The 17012-nt window shown below is 70.1% G+C and carries 15 protein-coding genes and 1 pseudogene; 3 read left to right on the top strand and 13 right to left on the bottom strand.

Annotation, left to right across the window (positions count from 1 at the left end):
- The first annotated feature begins 104 nt into the window (after window positions 1-104).
- Together SRB17_RS48730 and SRB17_RS47800 are read left to right on the top strand one after the other, a co-directional pair.
- On the top strand, window positions 105-275 hold the full coding sequence (locus tag SRB17_RS48730) for a twin-arginine translocation signal domain-containing protein (RefSeq protein WP_416237138.1): 171 nt from the start codon (window positions 105-107) through the stop codon (window positions 273-275).
- A complete protein-coding gene (locus tag SRB17_RS47800; RefSeq protein WP_267133499.1) occupies window positions 266-388 on the top strand; it encodes a hypothetical protein in 123 nt (40 codons plus the stop codon). Before SRB17_RS48730 ends, SRB17_RS47800 begins: the two co-directional genes overlap by 10 nt.
- 98 nt (window positions 389-486) lie before the next feature.
- Here SRB17_RS47800 and SRB17_RS41900 read toward each other — a convergent pair.
- From SRB17_RS41900 to SRB17_RS41840, 13 genes and pseudogenes are all read right to left on the bottom strand, one after another.
- Window positions 487-1759 (bottom strand): annotated as a pseudogene (locus SRB17_RS41900) (IS701 family transposase).
- Window positions 1760-2248: 489 nt separating this feature from the next.
- Window positions 2249-2956 carry a FadR/GntR family transcriptional regulator gene (locus SRB17_RS41895; RefSeq protein WP_323377503.1) on the bottom strand — a complete coding sequence of 236 codons (708 nt, stop codon included), beginning with the start codon at window positions 2954-2956 and terminating at the stop codon, window positions 2249-2251.
- Window positions 2947-3975, bottom strand: a complete 1029-nt coding sequence (locus tag SRB17_RS41890; protein ID WP_153546986.1) for an aldo/keto reductase — start codon at window positions 3973-3975, stop codon at window positions 2947-2949. Before SRB17_RS41890 ends, SRB17_RS41895 begins: the two co-directional genes overlap by 10 nt.
- Before the next feature lie 46 nt (window positions 3976-4021).
- Window positions 4022-5116, bottom strand: a complete 1095-nt coding sequence (locus SRB17_RS41885; protein ID WP_323377502.1) for a sugar kinase — start codon at window positions 5114-5116, stop codon at window positions 4022-4024.
- Window positions 5113-5745: a bifunctional 4-hydroxy-2-oxoglutarate aldolase/2-dehydro-3-deoxy-phosphogluconate aldolase gene (locus tag SRB17_RS41880; protein ID WP_153546984.1), complete on the bottom strand. Its 633-nt coding sequence runs from the start codon at window positions 5743-5745 to the stop codon at window positions 5113-5115. Before SRB17_RS41880 ends, SRB17_RS41885 begins: the two co-directional genes overlap by 4 nt.
- Window positions 5742-6503 carry an SDR family oxidoreductase gene (locus SRB17_RS41875; RefSeq protein ID WP_153546982.1) on the bottom strand — a complete coding sequence of 254 codons (762 nt, stop codon included), beginning with the start codon at window positions 6501-6503 and terminating at the stop codon, window positions 5742-5744. Before SRB17_RS41875 ends, SRB17_RS41880 begins: the two co-directional genes overlap by 4 nt.
- Window positions 6500-7543: a zinc-dependent alcohol dehydrogenase gene (locus SRB17_RS41870; protein WP_153546980.1), complete on the bottom strand. Its 1044-nt coding sequence runs from the start codon at window positions 7541-7543 to the stop codon at window positions 6500-6502. The genes SRB17_RS41875 and SRB17_RS41870 overlap by 4 nt, the downstream gene beginning before the upstream one ends.
- Window positions 7540-7977: an RbsD/FucU domain-containing protein gene (locus SRB17_RS41865; RefSeq protein ID WP_153546978.1), complete on the bottom strand. Its 438-nt coding sequence runs from the start codon at window positions 7975-7977 to the stop codon at window positions 7540-7542. The genes SRB17_RS41870 and SRB17_RS41865 overlap by 4 nt, the downstream gene beginning before the upstream one ends.
- Window positions 7968-8870, bottom strand: a complete 903-nt coding sequence (locus SRB17_RS41860; protein ID WP_323377501.1) for an amidohydrolase family protein — start codon at window positions 8868-8870, stop codon at window positions 7968-7970. The genes SRB17_RS41865 and SRB17_RS41860 overlap by 10 nt, the downstream gene beginning before the upstream one ends.
- Window positions 8863-10188, bottom strand: coding sequence for an L-fuconate dehydratase (locus SRB17_RS41855; RefSeq protein WP_153546975.1), 1326 nt, complete (start codon window positions 10186-10188; stop codon window positions 8863-8865). The genes SRB17_RS41860 and SRB17_RS41855 overlap by 8 nt, the downstream gene beginning before the upstream one ends.
- A gap of 94 nt (window positions 10189-10282) precedes the next feature.
- Complete coding sequence (locus SRB17_RS41850; RefSeq protein ID WP_153546973.1) at window positions 10283-11323, bottom strand: ABC transporter permease; 1041 nt, start codon at window positions 11321-11323, stop codon at window positions 10283-10285.
- Window positions 11316-12881, bottom strand: coding sequence for a sugar ABC transporter ATP-binding protein (locus SRB17_RS41845; protein WP_153546972.1), 1566 nt, complete (start codon window positions 12879-12881; stop codon window positions 11316-11318). The genes SRB17_RS41850 and SRB17_RS41845 overlap by 8 nt, the downstream gene beginning before the upstream one ends.
- A 46-nt stretch (window positions 12882-12927) precedes the next feature.
- Window positions 12928-13989: a sugar ABC transporter substrate-binding protein gene (locus SRB17_RS41840; protein WP_153546970.1), complete on the bottom strand. Its 1062-nt coding sequence runs from the start codon at window positions 13987-13989 to the stop codon at window positions 12928-12930.
- A 468-nt stretch (window positions 13990-14457) separates the two neighbouring features.
- Between SRB17_RS41840 and SRB17_RS41835 the strand changes: the two genes are divergently transcribed.
- Window positions 14458-16689, top strand: coding sequence for an alpha-L-fucosidase (locus SRB17_RS41835; protein WP_153546968.1), 2232 nt, complete (start codon window positions 14458-14460; stop codon window positions 16687-16689).
- Window positions 16690-17012 lie beyond the last annotated feature (323 nt).

The raw sequence follows: 17012 nt of genomic DNA, 5'->3' as shown, positions 1-17012 counted from the left end.
TGGACGCCGGATCACCCTGACGGCGACCCGGCTATCCCTGCCCTGCTCCGCAGGACTCCGATTCCTCCCCGGCCTGAACGCCAGGGCATCCTCGGAGGAACCCGGTGAACGTGCCAGGGCATCAGGAACCCTCTCGCCGCAGGGTGCTCAAGAGCGCGGCTGTCGCCGCCGCAACGGCCGCGCCGGGCATCGGCAGCACGTATCCGGCCGAGGCCTCAGACGCCTCGGTCACCCGACGTCGCTCGACGGCACCACCAGCATCACCATGCCGCTGACGGGCGGCTCGCTCCAGTGGTCGGCCCGGCACAACGGCGCGACAGCCATGGCCGGTTCGGCCATGGGCCTGCGGCTGAGCGACGGAACCACCTCCGCACCGACGCCGTTCTGACGAACTACCAGTAGGACTCCGTTAGGTCTGTCTTGATCTTGGTGTGGTCCTGCGGGGCAGGGGTTGGTGGCAGGTGGTGCAGATGCCGCTCCAGCAGTTCAGCAGGTCCTGGAGGGCGTCGAGGATCTGGTAGAGGGTGAGTCCGGTGTGTCGGCTTTTGGGGTCAGCCGCTGTTCGGTGAGGCGTGGGCGGCGGTGACCAGGGTGGCGTGGTGGTGCCAGCCGTTCCAGGAGCGGCCTTCGAAGTGGTCCAGGCCCAGGCCGTGCTTGAGTTCCCGGTAGTCGTGCTCGATGCGCCAGCGGATCTTCGCCAGGCGGACTAGCTCCGGGATCGGGGTGTCGGCGGGCAGGTCAGACAGCCAGAACCGGGTCGGTTCGTCCTCGCCGTCGGGCCACTCGGCCAGCAGTCGCACCTGGGGCAGCACGCCGTCCCACCGGCCGTGCTCGGCCACCGCGGCTTGCTGGGCCAGCCGACGCGGGCGGACCCCGGCCGGCCGGACCCACATCGCGAGGAAGCGGGAGGTCATCGGGGAGCGGGAGCCTTCCCGCCAGGTCACCTCCTGGAAGGCTTCCCATCCGGCGGCCGCGGCCAGTTCCGCCACCGTCAGTGGTGGCTGCCGGTAGCGGGGAACCGGCCGGCGGCCGTTCCCGGACCAGACTGGGGCATCAGGGACTGCGTCATGCGGCTGGACGATCAGATCGCCGCGGATGCCGACCACGTACGCGTGTCCCCGCTCGGCCAGTGCGGCACGGAAGTCCGCGTTCTGGCCGTAGCCCGCATCGGCCACCACCACGGGCGGCACCAGTCCCCATCCGGCCAGTTCGTCCAGGGCGTCCAGTGCCAGACGCCACTTCTCCCGGTGTCCGACGTCCTCCGGCACGCCGGTCTGCCGGCGCCGGACGGTGTCCTCGGCCCATTCCCGCGGCAGGAACAGCCGCCAGTTCAGCGGGCACGACGCCGTGTCGGAGACCGCGTGGACACTGACCGCGACCTGGCAGTTGGCCTGCTTGCCCAGCGCACCGCAGTACTGGGGAGCAACACCGACCGACATCCTGCCGTCCTTGGGGAACGACACGTCATCGACCGCCCAGGCGTCCGCGCCGACCTGCGGCACCATCCGCTCAGCGATCCGCCGACGCACCGGCACCGCATCCCACGTGGACTGGTTCACGAACTGCTGCAGGTTCTGCTCATTGCCGTCCGGCAGCCGCGAGGCCATGGCCTGAATGGACTTGCGGCGACCGTCCATCATCAGTCCCCGCAGATAGCAGTCACCCTTGGCCCGCTGGTCCTTGCGCGGACCGAGGCGAACACGTCCGCCACGAATAACGCCCACGTCGCCCGAACACGGTTCACTTCATGTGCGTCCACACACTCACCGTGCCCCTGAACAAGGACGACACACAGACCTAACGGAGTCCTACCAGTACTGGCCTGCCCACCACCCCCTGCGCCATCCCGCCCCGCCTCACCGGCCCGGAGACGAGCGCCGCTGAGCAGGGCACGCCTCGGCGGACGCCCCACAGGGGCCGGCCCTCCGCCCTGCCAAGCACCACCGTCGCCGTCCCCCGGCGACCTGAACGTCTTGAAGAACGCCCACTTGCTCACCCCCCGATCCCGCAGGGCGGCAGCGGGCATCCCCGTCTTCCACAGCCGCGACCTCGTGCACTGGACGCAGATCGGCAATGCTCTGGACGTGCCGAGCCGACTGCGCCTCACCAAGGACACGCCCTCGTCCACCGGGATGGGCTGCGATCAGCTTGTTGACCTGCTTCTTCGCCGACTTGAGTGGCCCGGCCAAGGACATCTGCGCCCAGCTGGGCAAGCTCACCGCACCTGGGCAGGTGAAGCTATCGACGTCTACCGAAGGGGAGGGGTCTGGCCGGAGCGCAGGTGTTCTCTGAGCCACTCTTCGGTGTTGCTCACGTGCAGCAGTGCTGCGGCCTGGCTGAGGGAGGCGTCGCGGGTGGACAGGGCATGGAAGATCGCCTCGTGCTCGGCGAGGGTCCGGCCCGCGGCCTGGGTGTCGACCAGGCCGCGCCAGATGCGGGCGCGCAAAGTGCGGCCGGAGATGCCCTCAAGGAGGGTGAGCAGGGTCTCGTTGCCGGTGGCCGTGATGACGGCGCGGTGGAAGGCGGCGTCGTGGATGTTGAGCTGCTCGACGTCGTCGCGGGCCTCGCGCATGGCGTCCAGGTGCCGCTTGACCTCGGCAAGCTGGTCGTCGGAGATCCGGGTGGCGGCCAGGGCGGTGGCGACTGGTTCGAGGAGGCGCCGCACCTCCATGAGGTCCTGCAGGGCGGCGGAGTCGCCCTGCAGCAGTTCCACCGCTCCGCCGAGCCCTTCCAGGAGCAGGCTCGGCTGCAGGCTGGTCACGTACGTGCCGTCACCCCGTCGGACCTCCAGAACCCGCGCGACGGCCAGCGCCTTGACCGCCTCACGGGCCAGGTTGCGGGACAGACCCAGCTGTGCTGCCAGGTCCGGCTCCGGCGGCAGCTTGGAGCCGGGAGGCAGCGCGCCCGTGCGGATCAGCTCGCGGATCTGCGCTATGGCCTTGTCCGTCAGAGACACTGCGAGCTCCTTCCGGGATCGTTCGCCGTGGGCACGTCCGACCTGATCAGTCCTCGGGCACGGAGATCATCCCAGAGATGTTCAGCGATCCGCTGATCGTGGAGTTCCACGTTCTGTGCAACCTGTTCCGCGTTCCGCATACCGAGGGTGATGTTGATGATACTGGGATGGGTGCGCGGGAAGGCGATCGCGGCGGCGGGCAGGGTCGTGCCGTGCGCCGCGCAGACGTCGGCGATCGCCCGAGCGCGGGCTACCAGGGCAGGCGGGGCGTCCTGGTAGTCGTACTTCATGCCCTCGGCAGGGCGGTCGCTGGAGAGCAGCCCCGAGTTGAAGACGCCCACCGCTACGACGCTCTTGCCGAGTTCCCGGGCGGCGGGCAGGACATCGTCCAGAGCCGACTGGTCGAGGAGTGTGTAGCGCCCGGCCAGCATGACCAGGTCGGCTGCGGTCTCGCGCAGGAAGCGGGCGAGCATGGCCGACTGGTTCATGCCGGCGCCGATCGCGCCGATCACCCCCTGGTCGCGGAGGTCCGCGAGGGCCGGCATGGCCTCCTCGGCGGCCTGTCTCCAGTGGTCGTCGGGGTCGTGCAGGTAGACGATGTCCAGGCGGTCCAGGCCGGTGCGTTCCAAGGTCGCCTCGATGGAGCGGAGCACTCCGTCGCGGCTGAAGTCCCATTGTCTGCGCAGGTCGTCCGGCACCACGAAGCCCTCGGTGTCGATGCCGCGCGGCTGCTCGTTGGGGACGAGCAGGCGGCCGACCTTGGAGGAGACGGCGTACGCGTCGCGTGGACGGTCCCGCAGGGCGGCTCCCAGGCGTCGCTCGGAGAGGCCGAGCCCGTAGTGCGGTGCCGTGTCGAAGTACCGGATGCCGACCGCCCAGGCCGCCTCGATCGCGGCCTGCGCGTCGTGAGGAGGGGTGACACGGTAGAGATTGCCGATCACGGAGGCCCCGAAGCCGAGGTCCGTGAGCTCGACGGGGGTGTTCGTGATCTTCCGGTGTCCCCTGGTCCGATGTGTCAACTGTGCTCCTCTGGTGGTGCGGTTCGGTACGGCGGCCGAGGGCCGGTCATCGTCTGACGGCGGCCGAGCCACCTGCCATGAGCGCCTCGACCTCGGTGAGTGAGGCCATGGAGACGTCACCGGGCGTGGTCATGGTCAGTGCGCCGTGGACGGTGCCGTAGCCCAGAGCGCGCCGCAGGCCGACGGCATCGAGGTTCGCCGCGGGCCTGGCGCGGGCCGCCGAGCCGCCCTCCTCGCCGTCGCCCGTCAGCAGTCCGTAGATCAGTCCGGCCGCGAAAGCGTCGCCGGAGCCGATGCGGTCAAGGACGTGCAGGCCGGGCATGTCGGGGCCACGCACGCAGCCGGTCCGGGCCGACCAGGCGGCCGAGGACCAGTCGTTCACCCCGGCCGAGGTCACCGTGCGCACGGTCGTCGCCAGCACCTCGGCCTGGGGCAGGCGTCCCGCGACCTCTGCGAGTGCGTCCTGCACCTCGTCCGCCTCGATCCGCAGCGCCCCTGGGTGCGTTCCGGCCAGGCCCAGGGCGCCCACGACGACGTCGGCGTGCCGGGCGAGCCGCAGGTCGACCTCGCGGGCGGCGTTGGCGCCGCCCCGGCCGGCCCAGAGACTGGGGCGGTAGTTGGGGTCGTAGGAGACCGTCACACCGTGCCGCCGCGCGGCCGCCATGGCCTCGTCCGCGACGTCCACGGTGGTGTCCGACAGACCGGCGAAGATGCCGCCGGTGTGGAACCAGCGCGGTCCCGAGGCGAAGACCGCGTCCCAGTCGACATCCCCTTTGCGCAGCTGCGAGACGGCCGTGCCCGCGCGGTCGCTGACGCCCAGTGCGCCCCGGATGCCGAATCCGCGCTCGACGAAGTTCAGACCGTTGCGTGCGCCGCGGCCGATGCCGTCCGCGGGCATCCAGCGGATCTGCGAGGTGTCGACTCCGCCCTGGAGGACCAGGTCCTCGACCAGCCGCCCCACCTGGTTGTCGGCCAGGGCGGTCACGACGGCCGTACGCAGGCCGAAGCAGCGGCGCAGTCCGCGTACGACGTTGTACTCGCCGCCGCCTTCCCAGACCTGGAAGGTGCGGGCGGTGCGGATCCTGCCCTCGCCCGGGTCGAAGCGGAGCATCACCTCGCCGAGGGCCACCACGTCGGTCACGTCGCGCTCCTCCGTACGGCCTCGGCGGTCAGCCGGCGGATCTCCTCGTACTCGCCCCGTTCCAGATGGGCGGCGGTGGCCATCCAGCTGCCGCCGACGGCGAGGACTGCCGGGTCGGCGAGGTAGGCGGTCATGCGGTAGGCGTCGATGCCGCCCGTCGGCACGAACCGTGCCCGCGGAAAGGGCGCCGCCAGGGCTCGCAGCATGGGGATCCCGCCGAGCGGCTCGGCGGGGAAGAGCTTGACGGTGTCGAGGCCGGCCCGCAGCGCACGCATCAGCTCGGTGGCGGAGGCGATGCCGGGCACCACGGGTACCCCCAGCTCGCCGCACCTGGCGACGACTGCCTCGTCGAAGCCGGGGGAGACGACGAAACGGGCCCCGGCCGCCAAGGCCCGGTCCACCTGCTCGGACGTGAGGACCGTACCGGCGCCGACGGTCAGCCCGCCGTGGGCGGCCATCGTCTTGAGTACCTGCTCGGCGTCGGGGGTGCGGAAGGTGACCTCGGCGCACCGGGCGCCGCCCGCCGCGAGCGCGTCGGCCAGCGGGGCGGCGGTCGCGGCGGACGGCACGGTCAACACCGGCATGACGCGGGCGCCGGCCAGTACGGAGGCCAGGTCGGTGTCACTCATCGGCCGAGCCATCCGCCGTCGACGGGCAGGACGGTGCCGTGGACGTAGGCGGCGGCGTCCGAGGCGAGGAACACCGTGGCGCCCGCGAGGTCGTCGGCGCTGCCCCAGCGCGCGGCCGGGATTCGGTCCAGGATCGCCTTGCTGCGGACGGGGTCGTCCTGCAGGGCCTGGGTGTTGTCGGTGGCGATGTAGCCGGGCGCGATGGCGTTGACGTTGACGCCGTGCGGGGCCCACTCGTTGGCCAGGGCCTTGGTCAGTCCGGCGATGCCGTGCTTGGCGGCGGTGTAGCCGGGGACGGTGATGCCGCCCTGGAAGCTGAGCAGCGACGCCGTGAAGATGATCTTCCCGTGGCGGCGCGCCACCATGGCCGCGCCCACCGCGCGGGACAGGGCGAACTGGGCGTTGAGGTTGACCTGGAGGACCAACTCCCAGTCATCGTCGGGGTGTTCGGTGGCCGGGGCGCGGCGGATCGTGCCCGCGTTGTTGACCAGGATGTCCACCGGCCGCTCACGCCCGGCGAGATCCGCGCCCAGCGCCCGTACGGCGTCCGGGTTGGCGAAGTCGGTGCGGATGGCCTCGAAGGTACGGCCCACGGCGAGAACGTCCTTCTCCACCGCGCTGCCGGACTCCTCCAGCGAGGCGCTGACGCCGATGACGTCCGCACCGGCCTCGGCGAGCGCGCGGGCCATGGCCCGGCCGATGCCGCGCCGGGCTCCCGTGACGACGGCGAGCTTCCCGGTGAGGTCGAAGGCGGTCATACGGCGGCTCCCTGAGCGTCGTCGGTGCAGTCCACGAGGATCTTCATCACGTCGCCGCCGCCCTCCAGGGCCTCGAAGGCGGCCGGCGCCTGGGTGAGGGGGACGACCTTGCTGATCAGCCGCTCGGCCGGGATGGTGCCGTCGGCGACCGCGGCGACCGCCCGCTCGAAGTCGGAACGGTCGTACAACCGGGCGCCCACCAGGGTGAGTTCGCGCCAGAAGAAGCGGTGCAGGTTGACCTCGCGCGGGCGGGGGTGGATGGCGACCAGGCACAACCGGCCGCGCACGCCGAGGACCTCGACGGCGGTGTCCACTCCGCCCTGCGCGCCGGAGACTTCGAAGGCGACGTCCGCGCCGGCGTCGCCGGTCCACTGCCGGACCAGCTCGGGCACGTCGTCGGCGCCCGGATCCCAGGTGGCCAGCCCCAGCTCCTGTGCGAGCCGCCGCCGGTGAGGGGTCAGCTCGACCACCCGGACGTCGGCTCCGGCTGCCCGGGCGACCAGGGCGATGAGGATGCCGACAGGGCCGCCGCCGACCACGACGGCCTTCTCGCCGTCGCGGACCTGGGCCCGGCCGACGTCGTGCACCGCGACCGCGGTGGGCTCCACGAGGGCGGCGTGGTGCAGAGGGAGGGAGTCGGGCAGCCGGATGAGGGTGGTGGCGGGCACGGCCCAGCGCTGCTGCATCGCGCCCGGGGAGTCGATGCCGATGAAGTCCAGGTGCTGGCAGATGTGCTGGTGCCCCGCCTGGCAGGCCGGACAGGTGTCGTCCCAGCGCAGCGGCATCACGGTGACCGCGTCACCGGACTGCCAGCCCTCCACGCCGGGGCCGACCCGTACGATCCGGCCGGACATCTCGTGGCCGAGGACGGCGGGCACGGCGACCCGGGTGTCCATGTCGCCGTGGAAGATGTGCAGGTCGGTGCCGCAGATACCGACGTAGGCGGGGGCGATCTCCACCTGACCGGGGCCGGGCGGCGGGTTCTCGGCGGGCGCGGTGTCCAGGGTGCGGGCGGCGAGGTAGCGGACTGCGAGTGTCATCGTGTTCTCAGGGTCCCTTCAGCGCGGACGCCGATAGTCAGCAGCAGGTTGGCGTAGGTGCGGATGTCGGCGGTGACGACGGCGAGGGCCAGGTCGGGTGAGCGGGCGGCGTCGTAGAACTCGAAGCGGCCGAGCGTCGCGACCGGGACGGGCGCCAGCATCGAGCGGTACTCCGCGATGGCCGGCGGCTCCGGCTCGCCCTCGGGCGGCACCATCACATGCGCCGACTCGACGGGCAGAGCCCGCAGCAGGACGTCGAGCACGGTCGTGACGTCCAGCAGACCCGGCGCCAGGTTGAGATGGACGGTCCTGGCCCGCGGGCCGGTGGCCGTACTCGCCGGATAGTGGCCGTCGGCGAGCAGGACCCGGGCTCCATGCCCGGCGCCCGCCAGGGCTTCGAGAATGCCCGGGTGCAGGAGTTCGGTCAGGAGCATGGAGTCCGTCCCTTCCTTTCAGCGGCATCGAGGCGGTAGAACGTGGTGGCCGTGCCGGCGAGGACCGCCTCGGTCTCGGCGGCGGAACAGCCCGCCAGGAGTTCCCCGACGGTGGCGGCCCACCGGTTCCAGCCGCCGGCGAGGACGCAGACCGGCCAATCGGAGCCGAACATCAGCCGGTCGGGGCCGAAGGCCGCCAGCAGGACCTCCCACACCGGCCGGATGTCGTCGATGGTCCACTTCTCGTGGTCGGCCTCGGTGACCAGGCCGGAGACCTTGCAGCGCACCTGCGGATGCGTGGCGAGCCGGCGCACGCCCCGCTCCCAGTCGTCCAGGTCCTGCCGGGCGATGGGTGGTTTGCCGGCGTGGTCGAGGACCAGGGCAAGTTCGGGCAGGCGTTCTGCCAGGCGGATCGCCTGGGGGAACTGATGGCTGCGGATGAGCAGGTCGTACCCCAGGCCGCGTTCGCCCACCTCCCGCAATCCCCGCTCCACTGAGGGCTGTTGCAACCAGTCGGGATCGGACTCCCCCTGGACGAGGTGACGTACGGCCCGCAGACGCGTACCGCCGGGGCCGGCGCGCAGTGCGTCCAGTGCGTCGCCGATCGAGGGGGACGTGAGGTCCGCCCAGCCGACGACCGCGCCGATGAGCGGGTCGCCGTCGGCGAGGGCGAGGAACTCACGGGTCTCGTCGACGGACGGCAAGCACTGGACGAGCACCGTGCACTCCAGCCGCCGTCCTGCCACGGTCGCGGTCGCGGCTGTGCGCAGGTCGTCGGTGCCGAAGGTACGGCGGATGGGTTCGTGCCCGGGTTCGTCCAGCCAGGGCTGCGGCCGGAGGTCCAGGGCCCACACGTGGTGGTGGGCGTCGACGAGTACCTGGGTGTCAGGCACGAGCGCTCCAGACGGGGCCGTCGGGGTATGCGTACTCCTTGAGCGAGTCCGGGTGCATCTGCGCGCTCAGTCCGGGCAGGGTCGGCGCGAGATAGTGGCCGTCGACGATGCGGACGGGGTCGACGAAGTGCTCGTGCAGGTGGTCGACGTACTCGATGACCCGGTCCTCCAGGGTGCCGGAGACGGCGACGTAGTCGAACATCGACAGGTGCTGCACCATCTCGCACAGGCCCACACCGCCGGCGTGCGGGCAGACCGGCACCCCGAACTTCGCGGCGAGCAGCAGGATCGCGATGTTCTCGTTCACGCCGCCGACCCGGGCCGAGTCGATCTGCACGATGTCCACCGCGCCCGCCTGCAGCAGCTGTTTGAAGACGACCCGGTTGGCGATGTGCTCACCGGTGGCGACCTTGATGGGGCTGAGCGCCCGGCGGACGGCCGCGTGGCCGAGGACGTCGTCGGGGGAGGTCGGCTCCTCGATCCAGTACGGCTCGTACGGCGCCAGGGCGCGCATCCAGTCGATGGCGGGCTGGACGTCCCAGCGCTGGTTGGCGTCGACGGCGATGCGGATGTCCGGGCCGACCGTCTCGCGGGCGACGCGCAAGCGCCGTACGTCGTCCTCGAGGGAAGCGCCGACCTTCAGCTTGATCTGGGTGAAGCCGTCGGCGACGGCCTCGCGGGCGAGGCGGGCCAGCTTCTCGTCGGAGTAGCCGAGCCAGCCGGGGGTGGTGGTGTAGGCGGGGTAGCCCTGGTCGGTGAGACGGCCGATGCGGCGATCGCGGCCCGGCTCGGCACGGCGCAGGATCTCCAGGGCCTCCTCGGGAGTGAGCGCGTCGCTCAGCCAGCGGAAGTCGACCTGCGCGACCAGCTCCTCGGGCGACATCTCCCCGAGGAAGCGCCACACCGGCTTGCCCGCGCGCTTGGCGGCGAGGTCCCAGGCGGCGTTGACCACCGCGCCGGTGGCCATGTGGATGGCGCCCTTCTCCGGTCCCAGCCAGCGCAGTTGGGGATCGTGCACGAGGGAGCGGGAGAACGCGCCGAGGTCGGCGCAGACCTCCTCCACCGAGAGGCCGACCACGTGCGGGGCGAGCGCCGCGATCGCGGCGGCCTGCACGTCGTTGCCGCGTCCGGTGGTGAAGGCCAGGGCGTGGCCCTCCAGTCCGTCGCCGACGTCGGTGCGCAGGACCACGTAGGCGGCGGAGTAGTCGGGCTCGGGGTTCATGGCGTCCGAGCCGTCGAGGTGTTCGGAGGTGGGGAACCGCACATCCAGGACGTCCAGGGCGGTGATGCGGGCGGATGAGGGCACGGTGGAGGACATGGCGGCAACTCCTGTGAGGGGCAAGGGGGAATCGGTCCCTTGCGACGAGGCGTGAACGCGGCGGAGGACGAGCGGCCGGCGACGGCCGCCCGGATCACTCCTGGACCTTGCCGCCGGTGATACGGGAGATGGCGAGGGCGACCAGGATGATCAGGCCGTTGAGAGCGCCGATCCACTGAGCGGGGACACCCGCCAGCGTGAGCACATTCTGGATCATGAAGAGCAGCAGGATGCCGCAGAACGCACCGAACATGGTGCCCTTGCCGCCGTTGAGGCTGATCCCGCCGATGACGGCGGCGGCGAAGACGGTGAAGATGTAGCCGTTGCCCTGCGCGGAGGCGACCGAGGCCAGGCGTCCGGACAGCATCAGTCCGGCGAGGGCGGCGAGCACGCTGCCCGTGACGATCACGATCCACAGCACCCGGTCGGTACGGATGCCGGCCGCCTTCGCCGCGTCGACGTTGCCGCCGATGGCGTACAGGGAGCGGCCGAAGCTGGTCCAGCCGAGGACCACGATCGCGATCGCGAACAGGGCAAGGCAGATCCAGATGGAGGCGGGCATACCGAACCATTCGGCGGTGCCGATGTAGAGCATCGACTGCGGCAGCTGGAAGAAGGTCTGGCCACCGGAGATGCCGGTGAGAATGCCGCGCAGCACGATGAGCATGCCGAGGGTGACGATGAAGCCGTTGAGGCCGAAACGGATGATCAGCAGGGCGTTGATCACGCCGACGAGCAGGCCCACGGCGAGGGTGAGGGGGATCGACCAGGCGCCGGGGAGCAGGCCGAGTCCGTGTCCGGCGCCCGCCGGGACGACCAGCCAGGCCGCGACGCCGGGCGCGAGGCCCATGGTGGACTCCAGGGACAGGTCCATCTTCTTGACGATCAGGATCATCGTCTGGGCGAGGACCAGCAGCGCCATCTCGGACATGGTCTGCAGGACGTTGATGAGGTTGTCGGCCTGCAGGAAGACCGGGTTGACGATCTGGCCGACGATCGCGATGACGACGATCGCCGGGACGAGGGCGAGGTCGCGCAGGCGGGCCAGGGGTATCCGGCCGCCGAGCAGCGCGGTGCGCCCGGGTTTGGGTTCCATGGCCTTGGCGGCCGCGTCCGCGAGGACGGTCTCAGGCATTGAGGTCCACTCCTTCCATCGCGGCCACGAGTTCGTGGTCGTGCCAGCCGCGGGCGATCTCTGAGGTCACACGGCCCTGGAACATCACCAGGACCCGGTCGCACATGCGCAGATCGTCGAGTTCGTCGGAGGCGATGAGCACTCCGGTGCCGGACTCGGCGGTCTCCTCGACCTTGCCGAGGAGGAACTCCTTGGAGCGCACGTCCACGCCCGCGGTCGGGTTGATCAGCACCAGCAGCCGCGGGTCGTCCGCCAGGGCGCGGGCCATGACGACCTTCTGCTGATTGCCGCCCGAGAGCGCGGAGACGGGCAGCTCGGGTCCAGGCGTCTTGATCGCCAGCTTCTCGATCATGTTGTCGGCGAGCCGGTCCCGTCGGTCACGGCTGAGGAAGCCGTTCTTGCCGAGTCGGTGAGGAACGGACAGCGTGGCGTTGTCCGCGATCGACATGTCGGGCACGAATCCCTGGTGGTGCCGGTCCTGCGGGACGAACCCGGCGCCCGCGGCGAGCGCGGCGGGCACGCTGCCCGGCCGGGGCCGGCGCCCGGCGATCTCCACCTCGCCCGCCTGGGCCGCCCGCAGCCCTACGACGGTCTCGGCGACCTCGGTGCGGCCGCTGCCGGCGGCACCCGCGAGTCCGACGATCTCACCGGCGCCCACCTGGAAGGTGACATCACCGTAAGCGCCGTCACTGCCCAGCGCCTGCACGGACAGCGCGGGCGTGGCGGTGCGGTCGAGGGCGCTCGACCGCGCCTGCAGCCGGTCGACCGCCGCCTCGCCGGTCATCGCGGCGACCAGCTCGGTGCGAGGGAGCTCTGCGACCGGCGCGGTGACGATGTGCCGGGCGTCGCGGAACACCGTCACCATGTCGCAGATGTCGTAGACCTCCTGGAGATGGTGGCTGATGAACAGGAAGGTCACGCCCTGGCGCTGCAGGTCGCGGATCCGGTCGAAGAGCCGGTTGATGGCCGCACCGTCGAGCTGGGCGGTCGGCTCGTCGAGGATGACGAACCGGGCTCCGAAGGACAGCGCCCGGGCGATCTCCACGAACTGCCGCTGCTCCACGCTCAGATCGCCGGCCGAGGTCCGCGGGTCGACGTCCACCGACCACGTCGACAGCAGCTCCTGCGCCCGCCGGCGAACACCCTGCCAGCTGATGAGCCGGCTGCGGCCGTGGTCGTGCCGGTTCAGGAAGAGGTTCTCGGCGACGGTCAGGGTGGGGATGATCGTCGACTTCTGGTAGACGCAGGCCACGCGCTGTCGCCAGGCGTCGCGGTCCGCGAGTCGTGGTGCGGGGCCGCCGCCGAAGGTGACCGTTCCCTCGTCGGGTGCCTGCAGGCCGGTGAGGACCGACACGAGCGTCGACTTGCCGGCCCCGTTGCGGCCGACGAGGGCGTGGGTCTCGCCGGGCCTGATCGTGATCCGGGCGCCGTTGAGGGCCACCGTGGGACCGAATCGTTTGACTATGCCCGTCGCCTCGACGACGGGCGGGCCCACCGGGGGCCGTCCGTCGTCCGCCGGGGCGGGCGCGGGGCTGACTGCTCGCTCCCCGTCGCTCATCACAACCACCTTGTAGTCATTATCCGTTGGGGCCTGACAGGGCAGGTCAGCCGAGGTTGTTGCCCCACAGGGAGGTGTCGCTGCTCTTGACGCTGGATGCGCCGCCGTAGGTGCCGCCGTCGACGGTGACCAGCGGAGCGGAGAGCTGGTCCTCGAGCAGACCGGGACGGACCTGGATGATGGTGCTGTCGTGGTCGGTCTTGCCGGGCTTGAACGTCTTCCCGTCTATCGCGGCCTTCAGGTAGTACAGGGCGTACTTGGCGTAGAGGTCGGCCGGCTGGGACACGGTGGCATCGATGTGCCCGGCGGCGATGTCCTTCAATTCCTCGGGAATGCCGTCGTTGGAGACCACGAACACGTGCTTCGGGTCCTTCGGGCCGACCAGCAGCCCCTTCTGCTTGAGGACCTGCAGCGTGCCGGACAGGGCGAAGCTGGACTCCATGTAGACGCCCTTGATGTCCGGGTTGGCGGTCAGGTCCGTCTGGAGCTTCTGCGCCGCGACCGCACCGTCCCAGTTCGTGGCCTCGCCGAACACCTTGATGCCGGGGAAGTTCTTCTTCATGCAGTCGTTGAACGCCTCGGTGCGGTCGCGGCCGTTGATCGAGTCGAGGCCGCCCTCCAGCATGGCGACCTTGCCCTTGCCGTTCAGCTTCGTGCCGAGGAACTGGCAGGCCTTCTCGCCGTAGGCCCGGTTGTCGGCCCGCACCACCATGAACACCTTGCCGCTGTCGGGGCGCGTGTCGACCGTGACGACCGGGATCTTCTTCGCCTCCAGCTGCGCCAGCGTCGGCGCGATGGCGGCGGTGTCCTGGGGCGCCATCGCGATGCCCTTCACACCCTGGCTGATGAAAGTCTGCGCGTTGGCGGTCAGTTTGGCGACGTCGTTCTGCGAGTTCGTCGTCTTCAGCGACAGGCCCAGCTGCTTGGCGTACTCCGGCGTGTACTTGATGTACGAGTTCCAGAAGTCGGTGTCGGAACGCGGGTAGTCGACACCGACCAGCGGCGTGTCGCTGGACGACGCCGCGGTGCCGGAGCCGTTGCAGGCGGTGAGCAGCGCCAGTGCGGAGAGGACGGAGGCGGTGGAACAGAGAGCAGTTCTGAGTCTCATCGGTACTTCCTCGCGCTGGTCCCGGAGCGGGAGATGGTTCGCAGGGCGACAGCCGTGTGCCGCCGCATCGAAGAGATGGGATGTATATATAGGCCGCGACCGAGGGGGCTGTCTAGGCCTCGGGCGAAGTCACTGCAAGCGTGGGGGTCGTGGGGCTTATCACCGTGACGGGCGAGTTGAATCAATCCCATCAATGACGAGTATCTGCAAGGCGCCGACGGCTTGCCCGAGGACTCCCCGTGTGGGTGTCGCACCCTTCGTGCACCGCGCAAACATGCCATGTCTGATGTTCAACAAAAAGGACATGAGCTCCCATATACACATTAAACTGCAAGCCACGAGGCACTTTCATCCCTGCACGCCCGTTGACATCGGCGCGTCACATGCTCGAACTTCGTGCGTAACGTCCGCGCTTCAGTGCCGTGGGCGTCGTGTCCTCCCTCTGTCCCCCACATCAGGGATGTCCTCATGTCGAGCTCGTTCAACAGACGTCAGTTCCTGGCCGCCGCCACAGGTGTCGCGGCGGCAGCCGTCGCCGGCGGCGGCCCCGGGGCCGGCGTCGCCCAGGCGGCACCGAGCACGTACACCCCCGCGTGGCCCTCGGTCGACCAGCACCCGCCCGCTCCCGAGTGGTTCCAGGACGCCAAGTTCGGCATCTACTTCCACTGGGGCGTCTTCAGCGTTCCCGCCTACGACAGCGAGTGGTACCCGCGCAACATGTACATAGCCGGCAGCGCGGCCAACCAGCACCACATCGCGACCTACGGCGACCCGTCGGTGTGGCCGTACCACAACTTCATCAACGGGGCGAAGGATCTCGCCGGGAACACCGTGCAGTTCGCACCGAAGCTGAAGTCGGCGGGCGGGAACTTCGACCCCGACGCGTGGGCGCAGCTGTTCGTCGACGCGGGAGCGAGGTTCGCCGGACCGGTCGCCGAGCACCACGACGGCTTCTCCATGTGGAACAGCAAGGTCAACGAGTGGAACTCGGCCGCCAAGGGCCCGAAGCTCAATCTGCTGCAGCTGTTCACCACGGCGATCCGGGCCAAGGGACTGAAGCTGCTGGTCGCCATGCACCACGCGTACAACTTCAACGGCTACTACGACCACGTCCCAGCCCAGTCGGACCCGAGCCTGCAGAAGCTCTACGGGCAGTTGGGCAGGGCACAGGAGAACCAGCTCTGGTACGACAAGCTGAAGGAGGTCATCGACCTCGCCCAACCGGACATCCTCTGGCAGGACTTCGATCTGAGCGCGGTCGACGAGACGCGGCGCCTGAACTTCCTGTCGTACTACTACAACCAGGCCAACGCCTGGGGCCGCGAGGTCGTCGCCACCTACAAGGACGGCCTCGACAGCAAGGGCGAGGTGTTCGACTACGAGCGCGGCGGCCCGGCCGACCTGACCGCGCCGTACTGGCTCACCGACGACAGCATCTCCAGCTCCAGCTGGTGCTACACGCAGGGCATCGGCTACTACAGCACGCAGCAGATGCTGCACTCACTCATCGACCGGGTGAGCAAGAACGGCAACATGCTGCTGAACATCGCGCCGATGGCGGACGGCACGATCCCGCAGGGACAGAAGGACGTCCTGCTCGGCATCGGCGACTACCTGAAGCGCTTCGGCGAGTCGATCTACTCGACCCGGCCCTGGACGGCGTACGGCGAAGGCCCGACGAAGATGGGCGGCGGCTCCTTCACCACCCCGACCGCCGGCACCGCGCAGGACCTCCGCTTCACCCGGAACAAGACCGACACGGTCCTATACGCCACCGCCCTCGGCTGGCCCGGCAGTTCACTGACGATCAAGACCCTCAGCTCCGACCGGATCGACCTGTCCTCGCTGACGTCGGTCAAGCTGCTCGACTCGACGGCCGGCAGCTACATCAGCCTCGCCACGCCCACGCAGGACGCCGCCGGGCTGAAGGTGACCCTGCCGTCGTCGGCACCGTTCAGTGCCAACGCCTACGTCCTGAAGCTCGCCTTCTCGGGACAGATCCCCAGCTTGCGGCCCCTCTCCGGCGCCGTGGTCTTCGGGGACGTCAACTACTCGGGCACGACGGCCGTGCTCCCTGTCGGCGACTACACCGCGGACCAGCTGACGCTCGCAGGGCTCGGCCCACTCACCCTCTCGTCCCTGCGCCTGGCTCCCGGCTTCCAGCTGATCGGCTACTCAGGGGACAACTTCACCGGCACCTCGTGGACCTTCACCGCCGACAACCCCGACCTCAGGGTCTCCGGCAACAACGACCAGATCACCTCGCTGAAGGTCCGGTTCAACCCGTCGACGTACTTCCGGCTCACCAACGTCACCGACGGCCTTGCCCTGGACAGCGGCGGCAACGTCGCCTCCGGGTCCAACCTCAAGCAGTGGACCTGGGACGGCAGCCCCAACCTCCAGTGGCAGGCGGTCGATGTCGGCGGCGGCTACTACAAGCTGGTCAACCGCACCAACGGCATGGTCGCCGACGGTTGGGGGGACACTGCCAACGGTTCAGCGGCCAGGCAGGCACCATGGAACGGCGGCACGAACCAGCAGTGGAAGATCACCCACCGAGGCGACGGCCGCCACACGATCGCCAACCGCACCACCGGCCTGCTCCTCGACGGCGGAGGCAACGTGGCCTCGGGCTCCGTCACCAAACAGTGGGCCTACGGAAGCAGCACCAACCTCCTGTGGACCTTCACGGCCCTCTGACACCGGCACCAGCATGAGAAGCGGCCGCGGCGGGCGCGCTCGCGAGGACTGGGAGTTCCAGTCGGTAGACGTCCCGTATCGGCGGAGCTTGGCCGGCAGCACTTCGGGGGCTCTGGCCACCACGAGGCCCATGTCATCAGGAAGAAGAGTGTCCCGTCGTACCCTGCCGGGCGCCGCGGGCGCCGCTGTGGCCGCGAGCGCGCTGCCCGTGGCTCCCGGCTTCTCCCGCCTGCCCCCTCAGGCGGCCGCCGCGGACCTCACGGGCTACGGAAGGACGCCACGACCGGGCCCACGGCCGGCTGTCTGTCTCGGGTCTCGGGTCT

Source organism: Streptomyces sp. RB17 (assembly GCF_009604455.1).
In the GTDB taxonomy this organism is placed as follows: Bacteria; Actinomycetota; Actinomycetes; order Streptomycetales; family Streptomycetaceae; genus Streptomyces.
Note: the sequence above shows the minus strand (reverse complement) of the source record. Positions and strands in the feature narration are given on the sequence as shown.

Bases quoted from the DNA above. Each gene is read 5' to 3' on its own strand.
- SRB17_RS47800 (WP_267133499.1), top strand. From the start codon at position 266: ATGCCGCTGACGGGCGGCTCGCTCCAGTGGTCGGCCCGGCACAACGGC.
- SRB17_RS41835 (WP_153546968.1), top strand. From the start codon at position 14,458: ATGTCGAGCTCGTTCAACAGACGTCAGTTCCTGGCCGCCGCCACAGGT.
- SRB17_RS41845 (WP_153546972.1), bottom strand. From the start codon at position 12,881: ATGAGCGACGGGGAGCGAGCAGTCAGCCCCGCGCCCGCCCCGGCGGAC.
- SRB17_RS41850 (WP_153546973.1), bottom strand. From the start codon at position 11,323: ATGCCTGAGACCGTCCTCGCGGACGCGGCCGCCAAGGCCATGGAACCC.
- SRB17_RS41840 (WP_153546970.1), bottom strand. From the start codon at position 13,989: ATGAGACTCAGAACTGCTCTCTGTTCCACCGCCTCCGTCCTCTCCGCA.
- SRB17_RS41870 (WP_153546980.1), bottom strand. From the start codon at position 7,543: ATGACACTCGCAGTCCGCTACCTCGCCGCCCGCACCCTGGACACCGCG.
- SRB17_RS41875 (WP_153546982.1), bottom strand. From the start codon at position 6,503: ATGACCGCCTTCGACCTCACCGGGAAGCTCGCCGTCGTCACGGGAGCC.
- SRB17_RS41865 (WP_153546978.1), bottom strand. From the start codon at position 7,977: ATGCTCCTGACCGAACTCCTGCACCCGGGCATTCTCGAAGCCCTGGCG.
- SRB17_RS41880 (WP_153546984.1), bottom strand. From the start codon at position 5,745: ATGAGTGACACCGACCTGGCCTCCGTACTGGCCGGCGCCCGCGTCATG.
- SRB17_RS41855 (WP_153546975.1), bottom strand. From the start codon at position 10,188: ATGTCCTCCACCGTGCCCTCATCCGCCCGCATCACCGCCCTGGACGTC.